Source organism: Streptomyces sp. HmicA12, assembly GCF_000373565.1.
In the GTDB taxonomy this organism is placed as follows: domain Bacteria; phylum Actinomycetota; class Actinomycetes; order Streptomycetales; family Streptomycetaceae; genus Streptomyces.
In genome coordinates this window covers 563,881-588,672 of the sequence record NZ_KB891809.1, presented here as the reverse complement: position 1 = coordinate 588,672, position 24,792 = coordinate 563,881, and the positions used below count along the sequence as shown (strand labels likewise).

General features: G+C 72.3%; 22 protein-coding genes, 1 tRNA gene and 1 pseudogene. 15 read left to right on the top strand and 9 right to left on the bottom strand.

The window, feature by feature from the left end:
• Nucleotides 1-201: 201 nt before the first annotated feature.
• The 4 genes from B072_RS0120600 to B072_RS48250 all read left to right on the top strand — a co-directional run bounded on the left by B072_RS0120600 (nt 202) and on the right by B072_RS48250 (nt 5,500).
• Nucleotides 202-1,098: an FAD binding domain-containing protein gene (locus tag B072_RS0120600; RefSeq protein WP_018531865.1), complete on the top strand. Its 897-nt coding sequence runs from the start codon at nt 202-204 to the stop codon at nt 1,096-1,098.
• The gene (locus B072_RS43610; protein WP_051127229.1) at nt 1,095-2,888 is read left to right on the top strand and encodes a 2Fe-2S iron-sulfur cluster-binding protein; all 1,794 of its coding nucleotides are present in this window, start codon (nt 1,095-1,097) and stop codon (nt 2,886-2,888) included. The genes B072_RS0120600 and B072_RS43610 overlap by 4 nt, the downstream gene beginning before the upstream one ends.
• A gap of 29 nt (nt 2,889-2,917) precedes the next feature.
• Nucleotides 2,918-5,209 carry a xanthine dehydrogenase family protein molybdopterin-binding subunit gene (locus tag B072_RS0120590; RefSeq protein ID WP_051127246.1) on the top strand — a complete coding sequence of 764 codons (2,292 nt, stop codon included), beginning with the start codon at nt 2,918-2,920 and terminating at the stop codon, nt 5,207-5,209.
• A gap of 99 nt (nt 5,210-5,308) precedes the next feature.
• On the top strand, nt 5,309-5,500 hold the full coding sequence (locus B072_RS48250) for a hypothetical protein (protein ID WP_158689211.1): 192 nt from the start codon (nt 5,309-5,311) through the stop codon (nt 5,498-5,500).
• 46 nt (nt 5,501-5,546) lie between these two features.
• Here the strand turns inward: B072_RS48250 and B072_RS0120580 are convergent.
• Nucleotides 5,547-5,618 (bottom strand) — tRNA-Cys (locus tag B072_RS0120580).
• Between the two features lie 318 nt (nt 5,619-5,936).
• On the opposite strand from B072_RS0120580, the gene B072_RS0120575 reads away from it, so the two are divergent.
• The 4 genes from B072_RS0120575 (at nt 5,937) to B072_RS0120560 (ending at nt 11,286) form a co-directional block, all read left to right on the top strand.
• Nucleotides 5,937-7,382, top strand: coding sequence for an MFS transporter (locus tag B072_RS0120575; RefSeq protein WP_018531862.1), 1,446 nt, complete (start codon nt 5,937-5,939; stop codon nt 7,380-7,382).
• A gap of 165 nt (nt 7,383-7,547) precedes the next feature.
• On the top strand, nt 7,548-9,368 hold the full coding sequence (locus B072_RS0120570) for a DEAD/DEAH box helicase (RefSeq protein ID WP_018531861.1): 1,821 nt from the start codon (nt 7,548-7,550) through the stop codon (nt 9,366-9,368).
• A gap of 303 nt (nt 9,369-9,671) precedes the next feature.
• Nucleotides 9,672-10,313: an IclR family transcriptional regulator gene (locus B072_RS0120565; protein ID WP_018531860.1), complete on the top strand. Its 642-nt coding sequence runs from the start codon at nt 9,672-9,674 to the stop codon at nt 10,311-10,313.
• Between the two features lie 181 nt (nt 10,314-10,494).
• The gene (locus B072_RS0120560; protein ID WP_018531859.1) at nt 10,495-11,286 is read left to right on the top strand and encodes a S16 family serine protease; all 792 of its coding nucleotides are present in this window, start codon (nt 10,495-10,497) and stop codon (nt 11,284-11,286) included.
• Nucleotides 11,287-11,313: 27 nt separating this feature from the next.
• Here B072_RS0120560 and B072_RS0120555 read toward each other — a convergent pair whose 3' ends face one another.
• Genes B072_RS0120555 through B072_RS0120535 form a run of 5 tightly spaced genes read right to left on the bottom strand, consistent with a single transcriptional unit; the run spans nt 11,314 to nt 15,648 of the window.
• Nucleotides 11,314-12,306, bottom strand: coding sequence for a glycine betaine ABC transporter substrate-binding protein (locus B072_RS0120555; RefSeq protein ID WP_018531858.1), 993 nt, complete (start codon nt 12,304-12,306; stop codon nt 11,314-11,316).
• A complete protein-coding gene (locus B072_RS0120550; protein WP_018531857.1) occupies nt 12,303-13,193 on the bottom strand; it encodes an ABC transporter permease in 891 nt (296 codons plus the stop codon). Before B072_RS0120550 ends, B072_RS0120555 begins: the two co-directional genes overlap by 4 nt.
• The gene (locus B072_RS0120545) at nt 13,190-14,479 is read right to left on the bottom strand and encodes a betaine/proline/choline family ABC transporter ATP-binding protein (protein WP_018531856.1); all 1,290 of its coding nucleotides are present in this window, start codon (nt 14,477-14,479) and stop codon (nt 13,190-13,192) included. The genes B072_RS0120550 and B072_RS0120545 overlap by 4 nt, the downstream gene beginning before the upstream one ends.
• Nucleotides 14,472-15,119, bottom strand: coding sequence for an ABC transporter permease (locus B072_RS0120540; RefSeq protein WP_018531855.1), 648 nt, complete (start codon nt 15,117-15,119; stop codon nt 14,472-14,474). Before B072_RS0120540 ends, B072_RS0120545 begins: the two co-directional genes overlap by 8 nt.
• A 58-nt stretch (nt 15,120-15,177) precedes the next feature.
• Nucleotides 15,178-15,648, bottom strand: coding sequence for an Lrp/AsnC family transcriptional regulator (locus tag B072_RS0120535; RefSeq protein ID WP_018531854.1), 471 nt, complete (start codon nt 15,646-15,648; stop codon nt 15,178-15,180).
• Between the two features lie 122 nt (nt 15,649-15,770).
• Between B072_RS0120535 and hppD the strand changes: the two genes are divergently transcribed.
• The 4 genes and pseudogenes from hppD to nthA all read left to right on the top strand — a co-directional run bounded on the left by hppD (nt 15,771) and on the right by nthA (nt 18,086).
• Nucleotides 15,771-16,916 carry a 4-hydroxyphenylpyruvate dioxygenase gene (hppD, locus tag B072_RS0120530; RefSeq protein ID WP_018531853.1) on the top strand — a complete coding sequence of 382 codons (1,146 nt, stop codon included), beginning with the start codon at nt 15,771-15,773 and terminating at the stop codon, nt 16,914-16,916.
• A 19-nt stretch (nt 16,917-16,935) separates the two neighbouring features.
• The gene (locus tag B072_RS49810) at nt 16,936-17,220 is read left to right on the top strand and encodes an SH3-like domain-containing protein (protein WP_018531852.1); all 285 of its coding nucleotides are present in this window, start codon (nt 16,936-16,938) and stop codon (nt 17,218-17,220) included.
• A complete protein-coding gene (locus B072_RS49805; RefSeq protein ID WP_026246076.1) occupies nt 17,213-17,515 on the top strand; it encodes an SH3-like domain-containing protein in 303 nt (100 codons plus the stop codon). Before B072_RS49810 ends, B072_RS49805 begins: the two co-directional genes overlap by 8 nt.
• Nucleotides 17,505-18,086 (top strand): annotated as a pseudogene (gene nthA / locus B072_RS43605) (nitrile hydratase subunit alpha). Before B072_RS49805 ends, nthA begins: the two are co-directional and overlap by 11 nt.
• Nucleotides 18,087-18,282: 196 nt before the next feature.
• Here nthA and B072_RS0120510 read toward each other — a convergent pair.
• Nucleotides 18,283-19,836 (bottom strand): tetratricopeptide repeat protein, encoded by a 1,554-nt coding sequence (locus tag B072_RS0120510; protein ID WP_018531848.1) that lies wholly within the window; start codon nt 19,834-19,836, stop codon nt 18,283-18,285.
• A gap of 98 nt (nt 19,837-19,934) precedes the next feature.
• Between B072_RS0120510 and B072_RS0120505 the strand changes: the two genes are divergently transcribed.
• Nucleotides 19,935-21,305 (top strand): FAD-binding oxidoreductase, encoded by a 1,371-nt coding sequence (locus B072_RS0120505; RefSeq protein ID WP_051127245.1) that lies wholly within the window; start codon nt 19,935-19,937, stop codon nt 21,303-21,305.
• Nucleotides 21,306-21,332: 27 nt separating this feature from the next.
• Here the strand turns inward: B072_RS0120505 and B072_RS0120500 are convergent, their stop codons facing one another.
• A complete protein-coding gene (locus B072_RS0120500) occupies nt 21,333-21,806 on the bottom strand; it encodes an SsgA family sporulation/cell division regulator (protein ID WP_018531846.1) in 474 nt (157 codons plus the stop codon).
• 243 nt (nt 21,807-22,049) lie between these two features.
• Here B072_RS0120500 and B072_RS0120495 point away from each other — a divergent pair, with 243 nt between their 5' ends.
• Nucleotides 22,050-23,513 carry an RDD family protein gene (locus B072_RS0120495; protein ID WP_018531845.1) on the top strand — a complete coding sequence of 488 codons (1,464 nt, stop codon included), beginning with the start codon at nt 22,050-22,052 and terminating at the stop codon, nt 23,511-23,513.
• 95 nt (nt 23,514-23,608) lie between these two features.
• Nucleotides 23,609-24,283 (top strand): RDD family protein, encoded by a 675-nt coding sequence (locus B072_RS0120490; RefSeq protein WP_018531844.1) that lies wholly within the window; start codon nt 23,609-23,611, stop codon nt 24,281-24,283.
• A 45-nt stretch (nt 24,284-24,328) separates the two neighbouring features.
• Here B072_RS0120490 and B072_RS0120485 read toward each other — a convergent pair whose 3' ends face one another.
• Entirely contained in the window at nt 24,329-24,628 is a 300-nt protein-coding gene (locus B072_RS0120485; RefSeq protein WP_018531843.1) for a hypothetical protein, read from the bottom strand.
• Nucleotides 24,629-24,792 lie beyond the last annotated feature (164 nt).

Here is a 24,792-nt window from a genome sequence, read left to right as displayed (position 1 = left end):
TCCTACCGGACCCCCTCTCCGGGTGTCGGCGAAGATGTGCCAGAGTTGCCACGTCCGGTCTGTCAGCACGTACCGTACGGCGGAACAGGCGTAACGGCGGGAACGGCGGTCACGCGGCACTCCACGCGGCACGCGGTACTTCACGCGGAGACCACCGACACCACCGGGCGCACGGCCGGACATCGGGAAGGGGCAGCCGGTTTGACCACGCACGCACCGCAGGCGACACAGGCCGCGGTACTTCCGGGTTCGCTGGACGAGGCGGTCGCGGCGCTCGCGGCCATGCCCGCCGCCGTGCCCGTGGCCGGCGGCACCGACCTCATGGCCCAGGTCAACGCGGGTCAACTCCGTCCGGCCGCGCTCGTCGGCCTCGGCCGGATCAGCGAGATCCGCGGCTGGCAGTACCAGGACGGGCACGCGCTCCTCGGCGCGGGCCTGACCCACGCCCGCATGGGCCGCCCCGACTTCGCCGCGCTCATCCCGGCCCTCGCCGCGTCCGCCCGTGCCGCGGGTCCCCCGCAGATCCGCAACGCGGGCACCCTCGGCGGCAACATCGCCTCCGCCGCCCCGACCAACGACACGCTGCCCGTACTGGCCGCCCTCGAAGCCACGTTGATCATCGCGGGGCCCGGTGGCGCGCGCCGCGAGCTCCCCGTCTCGCATCTGCTGGCCGGCATGGAGATGCTGCGCCCCGGCGAGCTGATCGGCTTCGTGCGGGTCCCGCTGCTGCACGCGCCGCAGGTCTTCCTGAAGGCGACGGGGCGCACCGGACCGGGGCGGGCCACGGCGTCCGTCGCGCTCGTCCTCGACCCGGCCAGGCGCGGGGTGCGCTGCGCGGTCGGCGCCATCGCGCCGATGCCGCTGCGCCCGCTGGAGGCCGAGCAGTGGGTGGCCTCGCTCATCGACTGGGACGGCGAGCGCGGCGCGCTCGTGCCGGAGGCGATCCAGGCGTTCGGCGAGTACGTCGCCGCGGCCTGCATCCCGGACCCGGCCCCGGCCCCGGACGGCACGCGGGAGGCGCTGCCGCCCGCCGTACTGCATCTGCGGCGCACCGTCGCCGCGCTGGCCCGACGTGCACTTGGGAGGGCGCTGTCGTGACGAACGAGTACCCAGGACCCGATGGCTGGCAGCCGCTGCCCCAGGGCGACTACGACTCCGACGCCACGGCCTTCGTGCAACTGCCCCCCGAGGGCTTCCCGGACGAGGCCCCGCTGGCCGCGCCGGGCCACGGCTATGTGCCGCCGCAGATAACGGTGAGCCCGGCCACGGGTGCCGCCGCGACCGACCCGGCGGCGACCGGTGTGTGGGTGCTGCCGCCGGAGCTGACGGGCATCGCTCCGCAGGCGCAGGGCCCCGGCGGGCAGGGGCACGAGCAGAGCCACGTCCAGGACCACGGGCACGGCCATGGCCACGGCCCGGAGGGGCACGGGCAGGGCCAGGGCCAGGAGGTCCGCTGGCCCGAGGCGAACCAGGACCCGTACGGGGCCGGGGTGCCGCAGACCGCGCACAACCAGCCGGCCCAGCCTCCTCAGTCGGGTCAGACCGGCCAGTGGTCCATCCCGGTCGCGGACGGTGAACTCCCGGACGAGTCGGGCGAGTTCACGGCGTCCGCGCTGGCGTCCCAGTGGGGCGACCGGACGCCGCCCGCGACCCTGCCCGGCGGCGCGCCCGCGCCCTGGGCGTCGTACGACTGGGCACGGCAGCCCGCCGACGCGGAGCCCGCTCCGGAGGAGGCGCCCGAGCCCGTCGCGCCGCAGGCGGTGTCCGCGCGGGCCTGGACCCAGGACCCGCAGGCCGACCCCGCCGCCGGGGAGCCGGTGGCCGTCGCGCCGGAGGAACCCACCGAGCCGGGCCGGGACTCGGGCCAGGACTCGGTCCACGACTCGCTCCAGGGCCTTGAGCAGGAATCGGCGCCGGAGCCCGCGACGACCGAGGGCGACGACCGGAGCGAGCAGAGCGACCAGATCGAGCGGCTCGCGCAGACCGACCAGCCCGAGGAGGCCGGCCGGTTCGACCAGCCCGGGCAGATCGGGCAGACCGGGCAGACCGGCCAGGTCGTCCTGCCCGAGCCGTCGGACGAACCCGACCAGGCGGACCGGACCGACCGGCCCGGCCCGGCCTACTCGACCGGCCAGCAGGACCAGACGGACCAGCAGAACGAGTCGGACCGGCAGGACCGGCAGGACCAGCAGGGCCAGCAGCACGAGCCGGACCAGCCGGACCAGCAGGACCAGCAGGACCAGACAGACCAGACAGACCAGACGGTCCTCGCCGAGGTCTCCGCCCCTCTCCACGACGACCACCCCCTGGCCAGCTACGTCCTGCGGGTCAACGGCACCGACCGCCCCGTCACGGGCGCCTGGATCGGTGAGTCGCTCCTGTACGTGCTGCGCGAGCGCCTCGGTCTCGCGGGCGCCAAGGACGGCTGCTCGCAGGGCGAGTGCGGCGCGTGCAACGTCCAGGTGGACGGCCGCCTCGTCGCCTCCTGCCTGGTCCCGGCGGCGACCGCGGCGGGCAGCGACGTCCGTACGGTCGAGGGCCTCGCGGAGGACGGACAGCCCTCCGACGTGCAGCGCGCGCTCGGCGCGTGCGGCGCCGTCCAGTGCGGCTTCTGCATCCCCGGCATGGCGATGACGGTCCACGACCTCCTGGAGGGCAACCCGGACCCGACCGAGCTGGAGACCCGCCAGGCGCTGTGCGGCAACCTGTGCCGCTGTTCCGGCTACCGCGGTGTACTGGACGCGGTGCGCGAGGTGGCCGCCGAGCGCAAGGCGTCCGCCAAGTCGGCCGCCGCCGAGCAGGCCGAGGACGAGCCGCGCATCCCGCACCAGGCGGGACCGGCCCAGGGTGAGCACCTTCAGGACTTCCCGGACGGAGGCCAGGCGTGACGAACGAGACCACCGAGGCCCCTTTGGGCATGACCTCCGAGGCGGAGGGGATCCCGCACGGCCTCGGCACGACGCTGCCCTCGGCCGAGGCGCGCGCCAAGGCGGAGGGCACCTTCCCGTACGCCGCCGACCTGTGGGCCGAGGGGCTGCTCTGGGCCGCGGTCCTGCGCTCCCCGCACGCGCACGCACGCGTGCTCTCCATCGACACCACCCACGCGCGCGAGATGCCCGGCGTGCGCGCGGTCGTCACGCACGAGGATGTCCCCGGCGGCCCGCTGTCGGGGCACCGCACCGCGGACCGCCCGGTGTTCGCCTCCGACGTCGTACGCCACCACGGCGAGGCCCTCGCGGCGGTGGCCGCCGACCACCCGGACACGGCGCGCATGGCGGCCGCGGCGATCATCGTCGAGTACGAGATCCTCGACCCGGTCACCGACCCGGAGCAGTCCTTCGCGGCCGAGCCCCTGCACCCCGACGGCAACCTGGTCCGGCACATCCCGCTGCGCCACGGCGACCCGGAGGCCACCGGCGAGATCGTCGTCGAGGGCCTGTACCGCATCGGCCGCCAGGACCCGGCGCCCATCGGCGCCGAGGCCGGTCTGGCCGTGCCCCGCCCCGACGGCGGCGTCGAGCTGTACATCGCCTCCACCGACCCGCACGGCGACCGCGACGTGGCGGCCTCCCGCTACGGCCTGGAGCCGGAGCGCGTGAAGGTCGTCGTCACCGGCGTGCCCGGTGCGACGGGCGACCGCGAGGACCCGAGCTTCCACCTCCCGCTCGGCCTGCTGGCCCTGCGCACGGGCTGCCCGGTCAAGCTGGCGGCGACCCGCGAGGAGTCCTTCCTCGGCCACCCGCACCGCCACCCGACGCTGCTGCGCTACCGCCACCACGCGGACGCAGACGGCAAGTTGGTGAAGGTGGAGGCCCAGATCCTGCTCGACGCGGGCGCGTACGCGGACACGTCGTCGGACGCCCTCGCGGCTGCCGTCGCCTTCGCCTGCGGCCCCTACGTCGTCCCGCACGCCTCGATCGAGGGCTGGGCGGTGCGCACGAACAACCCGCCCTCCGGCCACGTACGGGGAGAGGGCGCGCTCCAGGTCTGCGCGGCCTACGAGGCCCAGATGGACAAGCTGGCCAAGAAGCTGGGCGTGGACCCGGCGGAACTGCGCCTGCGCAACGTCCTCGCGACCGGCGACGTACTGCCCACCGGCCAGACCGTGACGTGCCCGGCGCCGGTGGCCGAACTCCTCGACGCGGTACGGGAGTTCCCCCTCCCGCCCCTCCCCAAGGACACCCCGGAGGAGGACTGGCTGCTGCCCGGCGGCCCCGAGGGCGCGGGTGAACCGGGAGCGGTCCGGCGCGGTGTCGGCTACGGCATCGGCATGGTGCACATGCTCGGCGCCGAGGGCGCGGACGAGGTCTCCACGGCCACGGTCAAGGTCCAGGACGGCGTCGCCACGGTGATCTGCGCGGCCGTCGAGACCGGCCAGGGCTTCGCGACGCTGGCCCGCCAGATCGTCCAGGAGACGCTGGGCGTCGACGAGGTCCACGTGGCCCCGGTCGACACGGACCAGCCCCCGGCCGGGCCCGGCTGCCGCGGCCGCCACACGTGGGTGTCCGGCGGCGCGGTGGAGCGCGCGGCGAAGATGGTCCGCACCCAGCTCCTCCAGCCCCTGGCCCACAAGTTCGGCATGAGCACGGAGCTCCTCCAGATCGCCGACGGCAAGATCACCTCGTACGACGGGGTGCTCTCCACCACCGTCGAAGAGGCCATGGACGGCAAGGAGTTGTGGGCCACGGCCCAGTGCCGCCCGCACCCGACGGAGCCGCTGGACGCCGAGGGCCAGGGCGACGCCTTCGTCGGCATGGCGTTCTGCGCGATCCGCGCGGTCGTGGACGTCGACATCGAGATCGGCTCGGTACGGGTCGTCGAACTGGCGGTGGCGCAGGACGTCGGCCGCATCCTGAACCCCGGACAGCTGGCCGCCCGCATCGAGGCCGGCGTCACGCAGGGCGTGGGCGCCGCCCTCACCGAGAACCTGCGCACCCCGAAGGGCATCGTGCGCCGCCCGGACCTCACCGGTTACGCGCTGCCCACGTCCCTGGACGCCCCGGACATCCGCATCGTGAAGCTGGTCGAGGAGCGCGACGTCGTCGCCCCCTTCGGCGCGAAGGCGGCCAGCGCGGCCCCGGTCGTCGCGGCCCCCGCGGCGGTGGCATCAGCGGTCCGCGCGGCCACCGGCCGTCCCGTCAACCGCCTCCCCATCCGCCCCCAGGCCGCGGTGGTCACGGAGCCGGTGCCGGGCGAGGTCGCGGTCTAGGTCCCACGACGGCGAACCGGACCCCGGCCGGGGTCCGGTTCGGGTCGAGTCGTACGGTGATGAGGCATTCGGCGCCGCGCGACGGAAAGAGGGAGCCGCATGAGCACACGAGCGTCTCGTCCGCAGGGGGTGCCGGAACCGGCGGAAGTGCGCGAGCCGGGGGAGTCCCAGGAGCCGCGGGCGTACGAACCCGCTCCGTCCGCCGGGAAGATGTTGCTCTTCGTGCTCGCGTTCGTCGCCTTCGCGGTGATCGTCGTCGGCGGAGGCGTGATCCTCGTCGCGGGCGGCTGAACACAGAGGAACCCCGGAGCCCTTGGGGCTGCCGGGGTCCGTCCAGAGGCCGTAACCGGAATCGAACCGGTGTGCTTCGCTTTGCAGGCGAATCCCTAAGCCACTCGGGCATACGGCCATGTTGAGTTGTGCGTCGCGCGGCACGGCCGGGACCGGGATGGGCCGGTGTGCTTCTCCGCGGGCGGAGCCCGCTGATGGATGCAGCGCAGGCGAATCCCTGAGCCACTCGGGCATACGGCCGTGCTGTTGTGTCGTGCCTCGACCGTAGGTGCCGCTCCCGCCGGTTCTCAAGGGTTCGGGCGGGGCCGCAACGGGACTGCCACACGCCGTTCATGAACGCGCGGATCGAGGGCTCGGGGACGTACGACCAAGTGACCAGGAGACCCCCGACTCCCGACAGGGGTCAGGGCGGTTTACGCCCCTTACGCTGATCCGTATGACCGCTCTGGACGACGCCGATCTCGCCGCCCCGCCCCTCGAAGCCGCAGCCCTCGAAGGCGGTGTGCTCGGGAGCGGGTACCGCGCGCTGAGCGTCGGCATCGTCACGGTCATCGTGCTCATCGCCTTCGAGGCGACCGCCGTCGGCACCGCGATGCCGGTCGCCGCGCGGGACCTGGACGGGGTGTCGCTGTACGCCTTCGCGTTCTCCGCGTACTTCACCACCAGCCTCTTCGGCATGGTGCTCGCCGGGCAGTGGGCCGACCGGCGCGGACCGCTCGGGCCCGTCGGGGCCGGGATCGGGGCGTTCGCGGCGGGGCTGCTGCTGGCCGGCACCGCCGCGAACATGTGGACGTTCATCGCGGGCCGCGCCGTGCAGGGCCTCGGCGGCGGGCTCGTCATCGTCGCGCTGTACGTCGTCGTCAGCCGGGCCTACCCGGCGCGGCTGCGCCCCGCGATCATGGCCGCGTTCGCCGCGGCCTGGGTCGTGCCGTCGATCGTGGGGCCGCTGGCGGCGGGCGCCGTCACCCAGCACCTCGGGTGGCGGTGGGTCTTCCTCGGGATTCCGGTGCTGGTCCTGCTGCCGCTCGGGCTCGCGCTGCCGCAGATCCGGCGGCGGGCGGGCGGACCCCCCGAGGGCAGCGCGCCCGAGCCCTTCCAGCGGCGCCGCATCCGGCTCGCGTTCGGGATCTCGGTGGGCGCCGGGCTGCTCCAGTACGCGGCCCAGGACCTGGACCCGCTCGCCCTGCTGCCCGGCGCCGTCGGCGCCGCGCTCCTCGTACCGTCCGTGCTCGGGCTGCTGCCGCGCGGCACCTACCGGGCCGTGCGCGGGCTGCCCTCCGTGGTGCTGCTGCGCGGGATCGCGGCGGGTTCGTTCATCGCGGCCGAGTCGTTCGTGCCGCTGATGCTCGTCACCCAGCGGGGCGTGTCGCCGACGATGGCCGGGTTCTCGCTCGCCGCCGGCGGTGCCACCTGGGCGATCGGCTCCTGGGCACAGGCCAGGCCCCGCATGGAGCCGTACCGGGAGCGGCTCGCGGCCGCCGGCATGGTGCTGGTCGCCGCCGCCATCGCCACCGTGCCGCTCGTGCTGATCGACGCCGTACCCGTGTGGCTGGTCGCCGTGGCCTGGGCGTACGGCTGCCTGGGCATGGGCACCGTGACCTCCTCCACGAGCGTGCTGCTGCTCCAGCTGTCCGCCCCCGAGGAAGCCGGCGCGAACTCCGCCGCCCTGCAGATCTCCGACGGCCTGTCCAACACCCTGCTGCTCGCCGCGGGCGGCGCCGCCTTCGCGGCCCTCGGCGGGGGAGCGGTCGGGCACGGCGTGACCCAGGGCGCGGGCGGCTCGCACCCGGCCGCGTTCGTCGCCGTGTTCCTGCCGATGGCGGCCGTCGCGCTGGTCGGCGTATGGGTGGCGACGCGGCTGCGCACGCCCGCCACCAGGTGACGCGCCCCGGTGACGTACTCCTGACTGCCAGTGAAATGCGGGCAGTTGATCTGTGACTCACGTCCCAACCGGCGCCCGCCCGGCCTCGTCCGGCGCGATCGTCAACCTGGTCACCGGTAGGGTGGACCGGTTGTCATACGCCCCCGATCTGCCGAGCCGGAGACCGTGACCACCGCCGATACCGCCGCGTCCGCATCCTCAGTCGCCCCCGCACCGTCCAGCCACCTCTCTCCCGCCTTCCCCGGCCGCGCCCCCTGGGGCACCGCCAACAAGCTGCGAGCCTGGCAGCAGGGGGCGATGGAGCGGTACATCCAGGAACAGCCGCGCGACTTCCTCGCGGTCGCCACCCCCGGCGCCGGAAAGACGACCTTCGCGCTCACCCTCGCCTCCTGGCTGCTGCACCACCACGTCGTGCAGCAGGTGACCGTGGTCGCGCCGACCGAGCACCTGAAGAAGCAGTGGGCCGAGGCGGCCGCGCGCATCGGCATCAAGCTGGACCCGGAGTACAGCGCGGGCCCGCTCAGCAAGGAGTACGACGGCGTCGCCGTCACGTACGCGGGCGTCGGCGTGCGCCCCATGCTGCACCGCAACCGCAGCGAGCAGCGCAAGACCCTCGTCATCCTCGACGAGATCCACCACGCCGGTGACTCGAAGTCGTGGGGCGAGGCGTGCCTGGAGGCCTTCGAGCCCGCCACGCGGCGCCTCGCGCTGACCGGTACGCCGTTCCGCTCCGACACCAACCCGATCCCCTTCGTCCAGTACGAGGAGGGCAACGACGGCATCCGGCGCTCCTCGGCCGACTACACCTACGGCTACGGCAGCGCGCTCGGCGACGGCGTCGTCCGCCCTGTCATCTTCTTGAGCTACAGCGGCAACATGCGCTGGCGCACCAAGGCCGGTGACGAGATCGCCGCCCGCCTCGGCGAGCCCATGACCAAGGACGCCATCAGCCAGGCCTGGCGCACCGCCCTCGACCCGCGCGGCGAGTGGATGCCGAGCGTGCTGCGCGCCGCCGACGCCCGCCTCACCGAGGTCAGGAAGGGCATCCCCGACGCGGGCGCCCTCGTCATCGCCTCCGACCAGGAGCAGGCCCGCGCCTACGCCAAGCTGATCCGCGAGATCACCGGCACGAAGGCGACCCTGGTCCTGTCCGACGACACCGGGGCCTCGAAGCGGATCGACGACTTCAGCGCGAGCGAGGACCGCTGGATGGTCGCCGTCCGCATGGTGTCCGAGGGCGTCGACGTACCGCGCCTGGCGGTCGGGGTGTACGCCACGACCATCTCCACCCCTCTCTTCTTCGCGCAGGCCGTGGGCCGTTTCGTACGTTCACGAAGGCGCGGCGAGACCGCGTCCGTCTTCCTGCCCACGGTTCCCGACCTGCTCGGCCATGCCAACGAGATGGAGGTCGAGCGCGACCACGTCCTCGACAAGCCGAAGAAGGACGGGGAGGAGGACCCCTACGCCGAGTCCGAGAAGGAGATGGACGAGGCGAACAAGGAGCAGGACGAGGACACCGGCGAGCAGGAGCAGTTCTCCTTCGAGGCCCTGGAGTCCGAGGCCGTCTTCGACCGCGTCCTCTACGACGGCGCCGAGTTCGGCATGCAGGCCCACCCGGGCAGCGAGGAGGAGCAGGACTACCTCGGCATCCCGGGCCTGCTCGAACCCGACCAGGTGCAGCTGCTCCTCCAGAAGCGGCAGGCGCGGCAGATCGCGCACAGCAAGAAGAAGCCCGACACCGAGGCCGACCTCCTCGAACTGCCCGCAGAGCGGCGGCCCGTCGTCTCCCACAAGGAGATGATGGAGCTGCGCAAGAAGCTCAACACGATCGTCGGCGCGTACGTGCATCAGTCCGGCAAACCGCACGGCGTCATCCACACCGAGCTCCGCCGGGTCTGCGGCGGCCCGCCGAGCGCCGAGGCCACCGCCGGACAGCTGCGCCAGCGCATCACCAAGGTGCAGGAGTGGGCGACCCGGATGAAGTGACCTCCGGGTCAACGCCGGGTCAAGTAGGGGCAATCAGGCACAACTCCGGCCGCCCCTTGACCGGATTCTGGACGGAGTCTTCCGCTCAGCGGGACGACCTCGCTACATTCCCGGTCAACGCACACGCCCCGTGGCAGCGCCGCCGCGGAGCGCAGCCGGACGTACGTAGATGTGGTCGCATGCAGCCGTATGCAGCCCAGCGCCTGAAATCCGACCGGCGGCCTCTGACGCGCGTCGCCACGGGACAGGCGGCGTGACCGCCGCGGAGCGACCGCCGACCCTCACCACGAAGGAGTGGGCGTCGTGACCGCGGAGACCTCCCAGACGCTCGACCGGGGACTGCGCGTCCTCAAACTGCTCGCCGACACCGATCACGGGCTGACCGTGACCGAGCTCTCCAACAAGCTCGGCGTCAACCGGACCGTCGTCTACCGCCTGCTCGCCACGCTTGAGCAGCACGCCCTCGTCCGCCGCGACCTGGGTGGCCGCGCCCGGGTCGGGCTCGGGGTGCTGCGCCTGGGCCGGCAGGTCCACCCACTGGTGCGCGAGGCCGCGCTGCCCGCGCTGCGCTCGCTCGCCGAGGACATCGGGGCGACGGCGCACCTGACCCTGGTCGACGGCACGGAGGCCCTCGCGGTCGCCGTCGTCGAGCCGACCTGGACCGACTATCACGTGGCGTACCGCACCGGGTTCCGGCATCCGCTCGACCGGGGGGCCGCGGGCCGCGCCATCCTCGGTGCCCGGCAGGGCGTCCTGCCCGAACCCGGCTACACCCTCACCCACGGCGAGCTGGAGGCCGGGGCGTGCGGGGCGGCCGCGCCGCTGCTCGGGGTGACCGGGGTGGAGGGGAGCGTGGGTGTCGTGATGCTCGCGGACTCCGTCCCGGAGCGGGTCGGGCCCCGGGTGCTGGACGCTGCCCGTGAGGTGGCCGACGCGTTGCGCTGACCCGTCTGCCGGGTCCTGTCTCGTGGGCGGCCGCGGGCCGGTGGGGCTTCTCGCGCAGTTCCCCGCGCCCCTGAGGCATGCGCTGCGCGCAGCCTCCCCTGGAGGGGCGCGGGGAACTGCGCGACCGGCCCCCACCGGCCCGCAGCCGAATCGCAACGCGCGGCCACGTTAGATTGGCCCTGTGCTCAATCGCCTCAGCCGTCCCGTAGCCCTGGTCGTCTGCGCGCTCCCGGTGATCGCGCTGGCCGCGATCACCGCGTTCGCCCCGCTGCCGTTCTCGGTGGCCCAGCCGGGCCCCACCACGAACGTGCTGGGCGCGTCGGACGGCAAGCCCGTCATCGAGATCTCCGGCGCCCCCACCCGCGACACCAAGGGGCAGCTGCGCGCGGTGACGATCCTGGCGACCGGGCCCGACGCCTCGATCCACCTCTCGGACGTGCTGTCCGACTGGTTCGCCACGGACCGCGCGGTCATGCCGAAGGACGCCGTCTACCCGGCCGGCGACTCCACCGAGGAGATCGAGCGGCACAACAAGGACGAGATGAAGGGTTCGCAGGACGCCGCCACCGAGGCCGCCCTCGCCTACCTCGGCGACCAGGACAAGGACATCAAGGTCACCCTCCAGCTCGGCGACGTCGGCGGGCCCAGCGCGGGCCTGCTCTTCTCCCTCGGCATCATCGACCTGCTCGACGGCGACGGCAGCGGCGGCGAGCTCACCGGCGGCAGGTCGATCGCGGGCACCGGCACCATCGACGCGAAGGGCACGGTCGGCGCCGTCGGCGGCGTCTCGATGAAGGTGCAGGCCGCCGACCGCGACGGCGCCACCGTCTTCCTCGTGCCGAAGGCGGAGTGCTCGGAGGCGAAGGCGTCGGCACCGAAGTCGATGCGGCTGATCCCGGTGTCCACGCTCGACGGCACGGTCACCGCGCTGACGCACCTGAAGAAGGGCTCCGGGGCCATCCCGTCCTGCTAGCCCCGGCCCCTTCCCCCGTTTCCCCGGTCAGCCGCCGCCCTCCTTCACGAAGCCCTGGTCCACCATCCAGTCCAGGGCCACCTGGTGCGGGTCCTCGCCGTCCACGTCGACCTTGGCGTTGAGCTCCTGCGCGACGGTGTTGGTCAGCTTCTTCGAGATCGGGTTCAGGACGTCGGCCATCGCCGGGTACTTCTCGAACGACTTGGAGTTGACCTCCGGCGCCGCGTTGTAGTTCGGGAAGAACTTCTTGTCGTCCTCCATGACGTGGAGGTTCATCGACCTGATGCGGCCGTCGGTGGTGTACACCTCACCGAAGGTGCAACTGCCCTTCTTCACCTGCGTGTAGATGATGCCGCTGTCCATCTGCGTGACGTTCGACGCGGGGATGTCCATCCCGTACGCCTTCTCCATGCCGCGCAGACCGTCGGCCCGGTTGGCGAACTCGCTCTCCACGCAGACCGTGACGGCCTTCGGGTCCGACTTCGACAGGGCGGCGACCTCGGACAGCGTCTTCGTGCCGTACTTCTTGAAGTTGGCCTCGTTCATGGCGAGCGCGTACGTGTTGTTGAGCGGGGCGGGCGGCAGCCACGTGATCCCGTTCTTCGCGTCCGCGTCCTTGACCGCCTGCCACTGCTGCCGCGGGTCGGAGATCGGCTCGGAGTTGCCGAGGTACGTGATCCAGGCGGTGCCCGTGTACTCGTACATGGCGTCGGCGTCACCGCTGCGGATCGCCTCGCGGGCGCCCACCGAGCCCTGGATGCCGGTGCGGTCGATGACGTCGGCGCCGGCCGCCTGGAAGGCGATGCCCATGATCGCGCCGAGGACCAGCTGTTCGGTGAACTCCTTCGACGTGACGACGAGATCGGCGCCCTTGAGCGGTTCGCCCTTGCCGATGGAGCCGGGGGAGACGTCGTCGACCATGGGGCTGCCGCTGGTGAGACCGCAGCCGCCGACGGCGAGCAGGGCGAGCCCGCAGAACGCCGAAGTGGCCACCCGTGCGCGGTACTTGAGGTACTTCATGAGCGCGCCTCCAGTCCGCGCGGGCTGAGCAGCACCTCGGCCAGCGACGCCAGCCAGTCCACCAGCAGGGCGAGCGCGATGGTCAGGATCGAGCCCAGCAGCAGGATCGGCATGCGCTGGTTGGTGATGCCGGCCTGGATGAGCGTGCCGAGACCGCCGCCGCCGCCGAACACGGCGAGGGTGGCCGTGCCGACGTTCAGGACGAGCGCCGTGCGCACACCGGCCAGGATCAGCGGGACCGCCAGCGGCAGTTCGACCTTGGCGAGCACCATCGCAGGGGACATGCCGATGCCGCGGGCCGCCTCCATGAGGGTCGGGTCGTTGGCCTTGAGCCCCGCGATCGTGTTGGAGAGGACCGGCAGGATCGCGTAGATGATGATGCCGATCAGCGCCGATCTCATCCCGGTGCCCAGCCAGATGACGAGCAGGGCGAGGAGGCCGATCGCGGGGGTCGCCTGCCCCATGTTGGCGAGGGCGAGCGCGACCGGGGTGGCCTTGCGGAACATCTTGCGGGTCAGCACGATGCCGAGCGGGATCGCGATGATCAGCACGAAGAACGTGGAGATCGCCGTGAGTTCGATGTGCTGCTTGAGGTCCTGCCACACCTGGCCGCCGGACAGCGCGTTCTTCGAGATGGTGTCGAGGTCGGCGTTGCGGAACCACAGCCAGGTGATCAGCAGGACCACCGCCACCACGACCGGCAGGAACGTCAGCTTCTGCCAGGTGATGCGGCTCGGCTCCTTCGTGGCGGGCGGCGTCGCCTCCCGCTCGCTCTCGCCCTCGCCGTCGTCGCGGAACGCGAGGCCCTTGACCTCGTGCTCGCCGTCGGGCCGCGCCCCCGGTGGGGGCGCGCTCTTGCGGTGCTTGCCGGACGGAGTGCCGCTCACGCCTGCGCCTCCCCGTCGGGGGCCGTCGCGCCCTCCTGCTCCGAGTGGGTCTGGTGGGCGCGGGACTGCTCCAGCTCGTGCTGGCTCTCGATGGCCTCCAGACGGTCGGCCTCCAGGAGCTCGTGCACGGAGTTCATGAGCGTCTCCATGTCGACGACGCCCTCGTACTGGCCGCGCCGCCCGGTGACCGCGACCCGGCCCGCGTTGTCGGTGAGGACCGCCTCCAGCGCGTCGCGCAGGGTGGCGTCCCGCGTCACCGTGTCGTGGACCAGGGTGCCCGCGCGGGCGAGGGAGCCCTTGGCGCGCATCAGGTCGCCGCGCCGCAGCCACTTGTAGGGCCGCCCGCGCTTGTCGAGGAGCAGCAGTTCGTTCGTGCCCGCCGCGCGCAGTTTGTTGAAGATGTCCTGCAGCGGGTCGTCGACGCTCACCGTCGGGTAGTCGGTGACCTCGACGTCGCGTACGCGGCTGAGGTTGAGCCGCTTGAGGGCCGCGCCCGCGCCGACGAACCCTGACACGAAGTCGTCGGCCGGGTTGGTGAGGATCGCCTCCGGGGTGTCGAACTGCGCGATGTGCGAGCGTTCCCGGAGGACCGCGATCCGGTCGCCGAGCTTGATCGCCTCGTCGAAGTCGTGCGTGACGAACACGATCGTCTTGTGCAGCTCGTGCTGGAGCCGGATCAGCTCGTCCTGGAGGTGGTCGCGGGTGATCGGGTCGACGGCGCCGAACGGCTCGTCCATCAGCAGCACGGGCGGGTCGGCGGCCAACGCCCTTGCCACACCCACGCGTTGCTGCTGTCCGCCGGAGAGCTGGCGCGGGTAGCGGTTGTGGAACTCGCCCGGGTCCAGGCCCACCAGGTCGAGCATCTCCTCCACCCGCGAGCTCACCTTCGACTTCGACCAGCCGACCATCTTCGGGACGAGCGCGATGTTCTGGGCGACCGTCATGTGCGGGAAGAGCCCGGAGGACTGGATCGCGTAGCCGACCTTGCGGCGCAGCTTCACCGGGTCCATGTCGGTGACGTCCTCGCCGCCGATCCGGATCCGGCCGCCCGTCGGCTCGATCAGCCGGTTGATCATCTTCAGGGTGGTGGACTTCCCGCAGCCGGAGGGGCCGACGAAGATGATCAGCTCGCCCGCCTTGATCTCCATGTTGACGCCGTCGACGGCCGGGTTCGGGTTGCCCGGGTAGACCTTGGAGAGGTTCTCCAGCTCGATGCTGGCCCCGGAGGCCTTGGGTGTCGCGGGTGTCGCGGGCGTCCCGGACGCCTCGGTGACGGTCTCAGACACGGATCCCCCTCGGGATGGTCAGACGCCCGATCAGGACGTACACGGCGTCGAAGAGCAGGGCGAGGATGATGATGCCGAGGGTTCCGGCGAGCACCTGGTTGAGCGCGTTCTTGCTGCCCAGTGAGGCGATCCCGCGGAAGATCTCGTTGCCGAGGCCCGGCCCGGAGGCGTAGGCGGCGATGGCCGCGATGCCCATCAGCATCTGCGTGGAGACCCGGATCCCGGTCAGGATCGGCGGCCAGGCCAGCGGCAGCTCCACCCGGACCAGGCGGGCGAGGCGCGACATCCCGATGCCCTTGGCCGCGTCGATCAGCGCCGGGTCGACGCCGCGCAGGCCCACGATGGCGTTGCGCACGATCGGCAGCAGCCCGTACAGGGTCAGCGCGATCACGGTCGGCGCGACACCGATGCCGACGACCGGGATGAGCAGACCGAGCAGCGCGAGCGAGGGGATCGTCAGGATCGTGGAGGTCGCCGAGGTGGCGAGGTTGCCCGCCCATTCGCTGCGGTACGTGAACACGCCGATCAGCGCGCCGATCACGGTGGCCAGCAGCATGCACTGGAACACCTCGCTGGCATGCTGGTACGCGTCGAACAGCAGCTGTTGGTGATGGCTGCCGAGGTAGTCCCAGAAGTTCATCGCGCCTCGCGCCGGGCACTGTTCGTGCAGCCTTCAGGAATCTCCTGAAGGCCCCACGTCAGGAGTCGCCCGACGCCTGCTCCACCAGCGGGATGACGCGCAGCGGAACGGGGTTCTCCATGACGATCGCGGTGGAAGCCCGGACGATGCCATCAAAACCGACAACCAGGTCGATCACCCGTTGAAGATCCGCGTTCGAACGGGCCACGAGCCGGCACAGCATGTCCCCGCTGCCGGTCGTCGTGTGCAGTTCCAGCACCTCGGGAACGCCTCCCAAATGCGCTCTGACGTCGGCTCCTTGCCCCTGCCGGATCTGCAGCGTGGCGAACGCGGTGACCGGGTAGCCGAGCGCCGCCGGATCCACCTGCGGGCCGAATCCGCGGATGACTCCGTTCGAGGTAAGCCGGTCGAGGCGGGCCTGCACCGTGCCGCGCGCGACGCCGAGCCTGCGCGACATCTCCAGGACGCCGATCCGCGGCTCCCGCGCGAGCAGCACGATGAGCCGTCCGTCCAGATGATCGATCGCCATGCCTGCCTCCGGAGTGGTCACCCTGTACACACAGCCCGCCTAAACCGGCCGGTCGCTGGTCAGATTGCCCAGCGAATACGCAAACTATTGCGCACCTTGCGGAACGGCGGGAGCCTCCCACCATGACTGAGACCACAACCCACACCCCCAGCACCGCGCGCGAGGCCGACCCCTTCCCGGTGAAGGGGATGGACGCGGTCGTCTTCGCCGTGGGCAACGCCAAGCAGGCCGCGCACTACTACTCGACCGCCTTCGGCATGAAGCTCGTCGCCTACTCCGGACCGGAGAACGGCAGCCGCGAGACCGCCTCCTACGTCCTCACCAACGGCTCCGCCCGCTTCGTCCTCACCTCAGTCGTGAAGGCCTCCACCGACTGGGGCCACTTCCTCGAGGACCACGTGGCGGCGCACGGCGACGGCGTCGTCGACCTCGCCATCGAGGTGCCGGACGCCCGCGCCGCGTACGCCTACGCGGTGGAGCACGGCGCCCGCGGCATCACCGAGCCCTACGAGACGAAGGACGAGCACGGCACCGTCGTGCGGGCCGCCATCGCCACGTACGGCAAGACCCGCCACACCCTCGTCGAGCGCACCGGCTACGACGGCCCCTACCTGCCCGGCTACGTGGCCGCGGACCCGATCGTCGAGCCGCCCGCCAAGCGCACCTTCCAGGCCATCGACCACTGCGTGGGCAACGTCGAGCTCGGCCGGATGAACGAGTGGGTGCAGTTCTACAACAAGGTCATGGGCTTCACGAACATGAAGGAGTTCGTGGGCGACGACATCGCGACCGAGTACAGCGCGCTGATGTCGAAGGTGGTCGCGGACGGCACGCTCAAGGTCAAGTTCCCGATCAACGAGCCGGCCATCGCCAAGAAGAAGTCCCAGATCGACGAGTACCTGGAGTTCTACGGCGGCGCGGGCGTCCAGCACATCGCGCTCGCCACGAACGACATCGTCGCGTCGGTACGGGCCATGCGCGCGGCCGGGGTCCAGTTCCTGGACACCCCGGACTCGTACTACGACACCCTCGGCGAGTGGGCGGGCGAGACCCGCGTCCCCGTCGAGACGCTGCGCGAGCTGAAGATCCTCGTCGACCGCGACGAGGACGGCTACCTGCTGCAGATCTTCACCAAGCCGGTCCAGGACAAGCCGACCGTCTTCTTCGAGATGATCGAGCGGCACGGCTCCATGGGCTTCGGCAAGGGCAACTTCAAGGCCCTGTTCGAGGCGATCGAGCGCGAGCAGGAGAAGCGCGGAAACCTTTAGGCAGTCGTAGGGTGCCGCCATGGCCAGGATCAACGACGTAGGCGGCACCACCGGGTTCGGCGCCATCGACACCACCGATGACGCCGAACCCTTCCACGCGGACTGGGAGGCGCGCGTCTTCGCGCTCCAGCGCGCGCTGCTCGTGAAGAAGGTCTTCAACCTGGACGAGTTCCGGGACGCGATCGAGACGATGCCGCCGCAGGAGTATCTGGCGGCCTCGTACTACGAGCGCTGGTTCCACGCGATCCGTACGCTCCTCGAACGCAAGGGCGTGCTCGAGGCGGGAGCCCTCGACCATGTCTGAACCCGTGCCCGAAGCCGCTTACGCGCCGGGCGACCTGGTCGTCACGTACCTCCACGACCCGCCCCACCACACCCGCCTGCCGCGCTACGCCCGCGGCAGGCGCGGCGTAGTCGTCGAGCCGGAGGAGCGCACCCCGCTCCCCGACGTCCGCTCACAGGGGCGGGACGACGCGCCGGTCGAGATGGTCTACGCGGTGCGGTTCGCGGCGCGTGAACTGTGGGGCGAGGGCGACCACGACGTGGTCCTCGACCTGCCCGAGAGCTACCTCAGGAAGGCCGACCACGATGAGCGGTAGTCACGACGACGCGGTGATCTCCCGCCAAGTGCGGTTGCTGGAAACCCTGTTGGAGGACAAGGGCATCGTCGGCGGCGACACCGTCGACTAGGTCATCGACGGATTCCTGTCCGGGGCGTCCCCGGTGAACGGGGCGAAGGCGGTGGCCCGCGCCTGGGTCGACCCGGCGTTCAGGGCGCGGCTGCTCGCGGACGGCACGGCCGCGGTCGCGGAGCTCGGCTTCACCGGTCAGGCCGGGCAGCGGCTGCGCGTCACCGAGAACACCGAGACCGTCCACAACATGATCGTCTGCACCCTGTGCTCCTGCTACCCGCTGCGCCTGCTCGGCCCTTCGCCGGGCTGGTACAAGAGCGAGGCGTACCGCTCCCGGGTCGTCCGCGAACCCCGCGCGGTCCTGGGCGAGTTCGGGGTCACGCTCCCCGACGACGTACGGATCACGGTCTGGGACTCCAGCGCGGACACCCGCTACATGGTCCTGCCGAGGCGTCCCGCGGGGACCGGGTCTTTGAATGAAGCGGAGTTGGCGGGGCTGGTGTCGCGGAACGGGCTGATCGGCACGGCGGTCGTCTGACGGACGCGCGGTCTGTCCTGCCGGCCGGGGGTCGTGTCGCGACTGCGGCCCGGTGGGGCTTCTCGCGCAGTTCCCCGCGCCCCTGAAGCATGCGCTCCGCGCAGCTTCCCCTGGGCGAGCGAAGCTCGCTTCCAGGGGCGCGGGGAACTGCGCGACCAGCCACCGACAACCCGCGCCCGGCGATACAGCGGCACCCTCAACGGCGCTTCGGCGGAGCCTGCTTGCGGGCGGTGGCCGGAGCCGGCTTCGGCTTCGGGGGCCACATCTCGGGGACCCCGCCCTCCGGCGGCGAGCCGAGCGCGTCCAGCGCCTCCTGCGCGGCAGGCGCGTGCAACGGCGAGAACCCCGGATTGATCCGCAGCGCCTCCCCGAGATGCCGCCGCGCCGCACCGTAGAGCCCCAACTCCCGCTCCACGGCCCCGAGATGGTACGAGTAGGACGCGTTGCGCACCGTGCCGCCCTTCTGCCGGTCGGTGGCCCGGCGCAGGAACCAGTGCGCCGCGTCGTCGTCCCCGGCCCGGTGCAGCGCCCAGCCCAGCGCGTCCGCGACCGGGATGCCCGGCGCCCGCGACCACTCCGCGCGCAGCCGGTCCACGGCGGCGTCCGCATCCCCGTGGTCCGCCTCGAACCGGCCGAGCACCAGCGCGTCGTCCACCCCGTGCGCACCCTGCGCCGCGGCCCGGGCCCGCAGCACGCCGTACTGGGCGGCCGCGGCCCGCTCTTCGCCGAGGGACTCGTACAACTCGCCCAGCTCCAGGGCGTACTGCGGCAGCGGCTGCTTGGCGAGCGCCCCCTGATAGGCCCGGACCGCCTCCGCCGTGCGGCCCAGCGAGGACAGCGCGCGGGCCCGCCCGGCGAGCGCCTCGTGACGGTTCGGGTCGGCGGCCAGCGCCGCGTCGAAGTGCCGGAGCGCGTCGGCCGGTTCGCCCCGCTCCCAGGACAGCTCGCCGCCGCGCTGCAGCAGGGCCGCCTTCTCCGCCGGGGTCCCGGCCCGCGCCGCGCCGTCGCCGAGGAGCGCCGCCGCGTCCTCCCGCCACCCCTGGTCCCGGTACACGGCCGCCGTGCGCAGCGTCACCGCGGTCCCGGCACCGGACGTCAGCCCGGTCAGCTTCTCCAGGGTGCGGCTCGCCGCCTTGTAGTCGCCGACGCCGCGATACGCGTCGACCAGCGCCACGTACGACGACCAGCGCTTCGGCGCCGCCTTCACCGCCGCCTCGCCCCAGGTGCGGGCGGAGCGCCAGTCGCCGCGGGCGGCCGCGAGCGAGGCGAGCCCGTCGAGCGCCTCCACGTTCCCCTTCGGCCGCGCCTTCAGCGAACTGCGCAGCGCCCGCTCGGCCTTGGGGTAGTACGCGGTATCGGCGGTGCGCGTGCCACGCTCCACGTAGGCGGCCCCGAGCGCCGCCCACGACAGACCGTCGCGCGGATGGGCCCGCACGTACGCCTCGCGCTCCCCGATCAGCGCGGTCAGGTCCGGCAGCGAGGCCGGTGCCCCGACCGCGGCCGCGATCACCGCCCGCCCGGCAGGACCCGGCAGCGGCGCGGGCCGCTCCTCCTCGCCCGGCAGCAGCGCCAGCGCGCCGCCGAGCACCGCGCACCCGGTGACGGACGCGACGATCGCGCGCCGCACGACGGGGGAGCGGCGGCGTGCGGCGGTGCCGGGCTCCGCCTGCTCCCCGGCCGCCACGGAGTTCTCGATGTCCGCGACGGCCGCGGTGTTCTCGGCGTTCTGGGCATTCTCGGCGTTCTCCATGGCGCACACTGTGCGCCACGGTGCGTCAATACGAAGAGCACACGAGGGGAGGCCGCTGACGGGTTCACACCGATGGCCCCGAGTGCGAGGCTGTGATCATGAGCCGCACCCTCATCGAACTGCTCGGCGACGGTCTGCCCGCGGAGGCGATCGTCACCGATCCCGACATCACCGCTTCCTACGCCCACGACATGGCGAGCTTCTGCGACGCGGGAGCCCCGGCCGCCGTCGTGCTGCCGCGCACCGTCGAAGAGGTCCAGCACGTGATGCGCACGGCCACCGCGCTGCGCGTCCCGGTCGTCCCGCAGGGCGCCCGCACCGGCCTGTCCGGCGCGGCCAACGCCTCCGACGGCTGCATCGTGCTGTCCCTCACGAGGATGGACCGCATCCTGGAGATCAACCCGGTCGACCGGATCGCGGTCGTCGAGCCCGGCGTCATCAACGCCACCCTCTCCCGCGCGGTCAACGAGCACGGCCTGTACTACCCGCCCGACCCGTCGAGTTGGGAGATGTGCACCATCGGCGGGAACATCGGCACCGCTTCCGGCGGCCTGTGCTGTGTGAAGTACGGAGTGACCGCGGAGTACGTGCTCGGGCTCGACGTCGTCCTCGCCGACGGCCGCCTGCTCTCCACCGGACGGCGCACCGCCAAGGGCGTCGCCGGCTACGACCTCACCCGTCTCTTCGTCGGCTCCGAGGGCAGCCTCGGCATCGTGGTCGGGGCGACGCTCGCGCTCAAGCCGCAGCCGCCCCGGCAGCTGGTCCTCGCCGCCGAGTTCGCCTCGCAGGCGGCCGCCTGCGACGCGGTGTGCCGGATCATGGAGGGCGGCCACGTCCCGTCACTCCTCGAACTCATGGACCGCACGACGGTGAAGGCCGTCAACGACATGGCCCACATGGGCCTGCCGGAGACCACGGAGGCCCTGCTCCTCGCCGCCTTCGACACCCCGGACCCGGCACGGGACCTGGCCGAGGTCGGCGCGCTGTGCGAAGCGGCCGGGGCCACCCAGGTCGTACCGGCCGACGACGCCGCCGAGTCCGAACTCCTGCTCCAGGCAAGGCGGTTGTCCCTCACCGCGCTCGAAGCGGTCAAGGGCACCACGATGATCGACGACGTGTGCGTGCCGCGCTCCCGGCTCGGCGAACTCCTCGACGGCGTCGAGCGGATCGCCGAGAAGTACGCGCTGACCATCGGCGTCTGCGCGCACGCGGGCGACGGCAACACCCACCCGACCGTCTGCTTCGACGCGCAGGACGCGGACGAGGGCCGGCGGGCCCGCGAGTCCTTCGACGAGATCATGGCGCTCGGCCTGGAACTGGGCGGCACGATCACGGGCGAGCACGGCGTCGGCGTCCTGAAGAAGGAGTGGCTCGCCCGTGAGCTGGGTCCGGTCGGCGTGGAGGTGCAGCAGGCGGTGAAGGCGGCTTTCGACCCGCTGGGGCTCCTCAACCCCGGCAAGCTGTTCTGACCGCGTGCCACCCGTGCCCCCGCGCCCTCACTGGCCGTCCGACGACTCGTCCGACGGCCACGGGTCGCGGAGGTAGAGGTCGTCGGCCGGGGTGGGCGTGAGCAGCTCGGCCAGGCCGGCGTCGATGCCGAGCTGCTCGGCCTCAGAGCCCGGGGGGACCACCCGAAGCGTCCGCTCCAGCCAGGCCGAGATCTGCGCGGCGGGCGCTTCGAGCAGCGCGTCGCCGTCCGGCGAACTCAGCGCCATCAGGACGACGCTGCGGCCGTCCACCTTGGTCGGCCACACCCGCACGTCCCCGTGCCCGCAGGGCCGGAACACCCCCTCCACGAGGAGCTCGCGCGCGAACGTCCAGTTGACCGGGTGGTCGGACCCGACGTGGAAGGTGATGTGGACGGCGTAGGGATCGTCGGTGCGGTACGTCAGCCGGGCCGGGACCGGGATGCTTCGCTCGGGCGACAACACCAGTTTCAGCTCGAGTTCGCGTTCCACCACGGAGTGCATGTCGTGCGCTTCCTCTCGTTCGTACGGTCCCCGGAACGGTCCCGTGCAAGGTGAGAGGGCGATGGGCCTTCGGCATTACGCGAGTTCGCGAAGATTTTTTTCCCGACTGTCCCGAAGAGCTCTTTCCATGCGTTCTGTTGCCCGGAAAGTGGTCCGTAACGGCGGAGCGGCGCGGGCGGGCGCGGCGGTCTGATAGACGTAGAGGCCACAACAAGACCCCCGAGCAGATACGGGACGACGGACATGAGCGCCCCAACCCCGGCCCCCGGTGACGACAGGCCCCGTGAAGGCTACTACCCCGACCCGTCCATTCCCGGATATGTCCGGTACTGGAACGGGGCCGCATGGGTCCCCGGCACCAGCCGCCCCGCCCCGTCCGACGGCGAACACCTGCCGGTCCCGCCGGGCGCGACGCCCGCCCCGGGGCCCGCGGCGCAGATTCCCGCCCCCGCCGAGGAGACCGGCCCCGTCTTCCTGGACGAGGAGCCCTCCGTGCGGACGGAGACGGGTCCCGAGAGCCCGGACGCCCCGACCTCGCCCGAGCCCGCCTCCGCCTGGCAGGCCGACGCCTCCCGGCAGACCGGTTTCGGCGGCGAACAGGACCGCCGGGTCTCCTGGGGCTCCCCGGACAGCGGCGCGGCGCCCGCGACCCCGGCCACTCCGGGCGGCGGCGAGCCGCAGCGCCCCGCGGCGCAGGCGCCCGTCCAGGACGCCTCGGCCGTCCGTACCGACGGCACCGTCGCCATCCGCCTCCCGCGGCCCGGCGCGGCCTCGGCCGCGGCCGAGGCCCCGAGCACCGAGGGCACGATGTCGATCCGGGCCCTCCCGCAGCAGGCCGCGCAGCAGCGGCCCCCGCAGGCGAGCGCGCCCCCGGCCCAGGCGCAGGCCCCCGCTCCCGCTCCCGCTCCCGCTCCCGCCCAGCCCCAGCCCCAGCCGCAGTCCGGGTACGGCTATCCGCAGCAGCAGCAGCAGCAGCAGGCCGCCGCCCCGGCCCAGCCGCAGTCGGGGTACGGCTACCCGCCGCAGCAGCAGGCGCCCCTGCCCACGCCCGTCACCCAGGGCTCCGGCGGCGGTCAGCCCTCCTGGGCGCAGCAGGTGCACCAGCTGGCGGCCCCGAACACCGCGCAGGGCCAGGGACAGGAGCCGGAGAGCGGCGGTCCCGTCACCCCGTTCAGACCGGTGGCGAACGACCCGTTCCTCGCCGCCGCCCAGGCCCAGGCGAACGTCCGCCCGGCCGGGCTCGGCAAGCGGTTCGCGGCGCGGCTCATCGACACGCTGATCCTGGGCGCGGTCACCGCGGCCGCCGCCGTGCCGCTCGGCACCAGGGCCGCCGACCACATCAACGGCAAGATCGACGAGGCGAAGGCCTCCGGCCGGCAGGTCACGGTCTGGCTGCTCGACGGCACGACGGGCACCTACCTGGGCATCGTGCTCGCGGTCCTGCTCGTCTTCGGCGTCCTCTACGAGGCCCTGCCCACCGCCAAATGGGGCCGCACGCTCGGCAAGAAGATCCTCGGCCTGTCCGTCCGGGACATCGAGGAGCACGACACCCCGACGTTCGGCGCGGCCCTCAAGCGCTGGTTCGCCTACAGCGTGCCCGGGGTGCTCGTCATCGGGATCTTCGGCGTGCTCTGGGGCGCGTTCGACCGCCCGTGGCGCCAGTGCCTCCACGACAAGCTGGCCCGGACGTTCGTCGCCGCGGAGTAGAACTGTCAGGGGCGGCTGGCCGGAACCGGGCGCCAGGTCATCCGGACGGCGGCATGCCACGTGCAGGACGCCCCGGATCGCGGTCCACTCGGGCCATGAGTACCGAACCGCCGCCCAACGGATCCGGCCAGCCGCCGGACGACGACCCGTTCCGCAAGCCGCCGCCGACGAACCAGGGCGGCGGCTCCCCGTACGACATGCCGCAGGGCCAGAACCCCTACGGAGACGCCTCCCGGACCCCGCCCCCCTACGGCGGCACCCCCCCGCCCTACAGCGGGGACCCGTACGGAGGAGGCCACGGCGGGGCCGACCCGCTCGCCGGTATGCCGCCGCTCGCCGAGAGCGGCAAGCGCGTGCTCGCCCGGCTCATCGACATGGTGCTGATCGGCATCATCGTCGGGCTGCTGTCGTGGGCCTTCGGCATCACCGGATTCGACACCGACACCGACGACATCAACGCGGGCAAGCAGGCCGCGTCGTCACTCCTGACGGCCGTCCTCTACATCGCGTACGACGTGATTCTGACGGCGAGGACCGGCCAGACTCTCGGCAAGAAGCTGATGAAGCTGCGGGTGGCCAACCTCGACAACGGGGCCACGCCCAGCACGCAGACCAACCTGGTGCGCGCCCTGGTGCTGTGGGTCCCGTTCGCGTTCTGCTGCGCCTGCATCTGGACCGCGATCTGCGGCGGCTGGAGCTTCTTCGACAAGCCCTACAAGCAGGGCCTGCACGACAAGGCCGCCAAGACCGTGGTGGTCAGCAGCGACTGACCACGCGGCGTGGCGAGCAAGGCGAACGACCGGCGGGTCCGTGTCTCACGGGCCCGCCGGTCCGCGTGCGGGCTCACGCTCGCGCGCGGAGGATTTCCGGGTCGGTCCGGCCGTGACCGTGCGTTGCGTGGGCACCCGCTCGGACTCGGACTCGGCCTCCGGCTCGGGCGCCGGTTTGGGCTTGGGCACGCTCAGCGCCACGAACAGACCCAGGATGACCGCCGATACGGCGATGACGCCGATACCGGGTCCCGATTCGGTCTGTGACAGCAGCAGCATGGCGAGCGTGGAGAGAACGACGGTGGCCGAACCGTAGGCGAGCTGTGCGACAGTCGGGCGAGGCATGGCGATATCCGTCCTCGTGACATCGGGGAAGCGTGAGTGGATCGATCCGGGCTTGTGGCCCACTGTCGAACCGAACTCTATTCCGACGTGTGCCCGAGCGGAACGGCCAGTAAGCATGACCTAACCCACAGTGCCGGTGCATGGGGGGCGCATTGAGTCATTCG

Bases quoted from the DNA above. Each gene is read 5' to 3' on its own strand.
- B072_RS0120485 (WP_018531843.1), bottom strand. From the start codon at position 24,628: ATGCCTCGCCCGACTGTCGCACAGCTCGCCTACGGTTCGGCCACCGTC.
- B072_RS0120490 (WP_018531844.1), top strand. From the start codon at position 23,609: ATGAGTACCGAACCGCCGCCCAACGGATCCGGCCAGCCGCCGGACGAC.
- B072_RS0120575 (WP_018531862.1), top strand. From the start codon at position 5,937: ATGACCGCTCTGGACGACGCCGATCTCGCCGCCCCGCCCCTCGAAGCC.
- hppD (WP_018531853.1), top strand. From the start codon at position 15,771: ATGACTGAGACCACAACCCACACCCCCAGCACCGCGCGCGAGGCCGAC.
- B072_RS0120500 (WP_018531846.1), bottom strand. From the start codon at position 21,806: ATGCACTCCGTGGTGGAACGCGAACTCGAGCTGAAACTGGTGTTGTCG.
- B072_RS0120505 (WP_051127245.1), top strand. From the start codon at position 19,935: ATGAGCCGCACCCTCATCGAACTGCTCGGCGACGGTCTGCCCGCGGAG.
- B072_RS0120590 (WP_051127246.1), top strand. From the start codon at position 2,918: ATGACCTCCGAGGCGGAGGGGATCCCGCACGGCCTCGGCACGACGCTG.
- B072_RS0120540 (WP_018531855.1), bottom strand. From the start codon at position 15,119: ATGAACTTCTGGGACTACCTCGGCAGCCATCACCAACAGCTGCTGTTC.
- B072_RS49805 (WP_026246076.1), top strand. From the start codon at position 17,213: ATGTCTGAACCCGTGCCCGAAGCCGCTTACGCGCCGGGCGACCTGGTC.
- B072_RS49810 (WP_018531852.1), top strand. From the start codon at position 16,936: ATGGCCAGGATCAACGACGTAGGCGGCACCACCGGGTTCGGCGCCATC.
- B072_RS0120555 (WP_018531858.1), bottom strand. From the start codon at position 12,306: ATGAAGTACCTCAAGTACCGCGCACGGGTGGCCACTTCGGCGTTCTGC.
- B072_RS0120535 (WP_018531854.1), bottom strand. From the start codon at position 15,648: ATGGCGATCGATCATCTGGACGGACGGCTCATCGTGCTGCTCGCGCGG.
- B072_RS0120495 (WP_018531845.1), top strand. From the start codon at position 22,050: ATGAGCGCCCCAACCCCGGCCCCCGGTGACGACAGGCCCCGTGAAGGC.
- B072_RS0120510 (WP_018531848.1), bottom strand. From the start codon at position 19,836: ATGGAGAACGCCGAGAATGCCCAGAACGCCGAGAACACCGCGGCCGTC.
- B072_RS48250 (WP_158689211.1), top strand. From the start codon at position 5,309: ATGAGCACACGAGCGTCTCGTCCGCAGGGGGTGCCGGAACCGGCGGAA.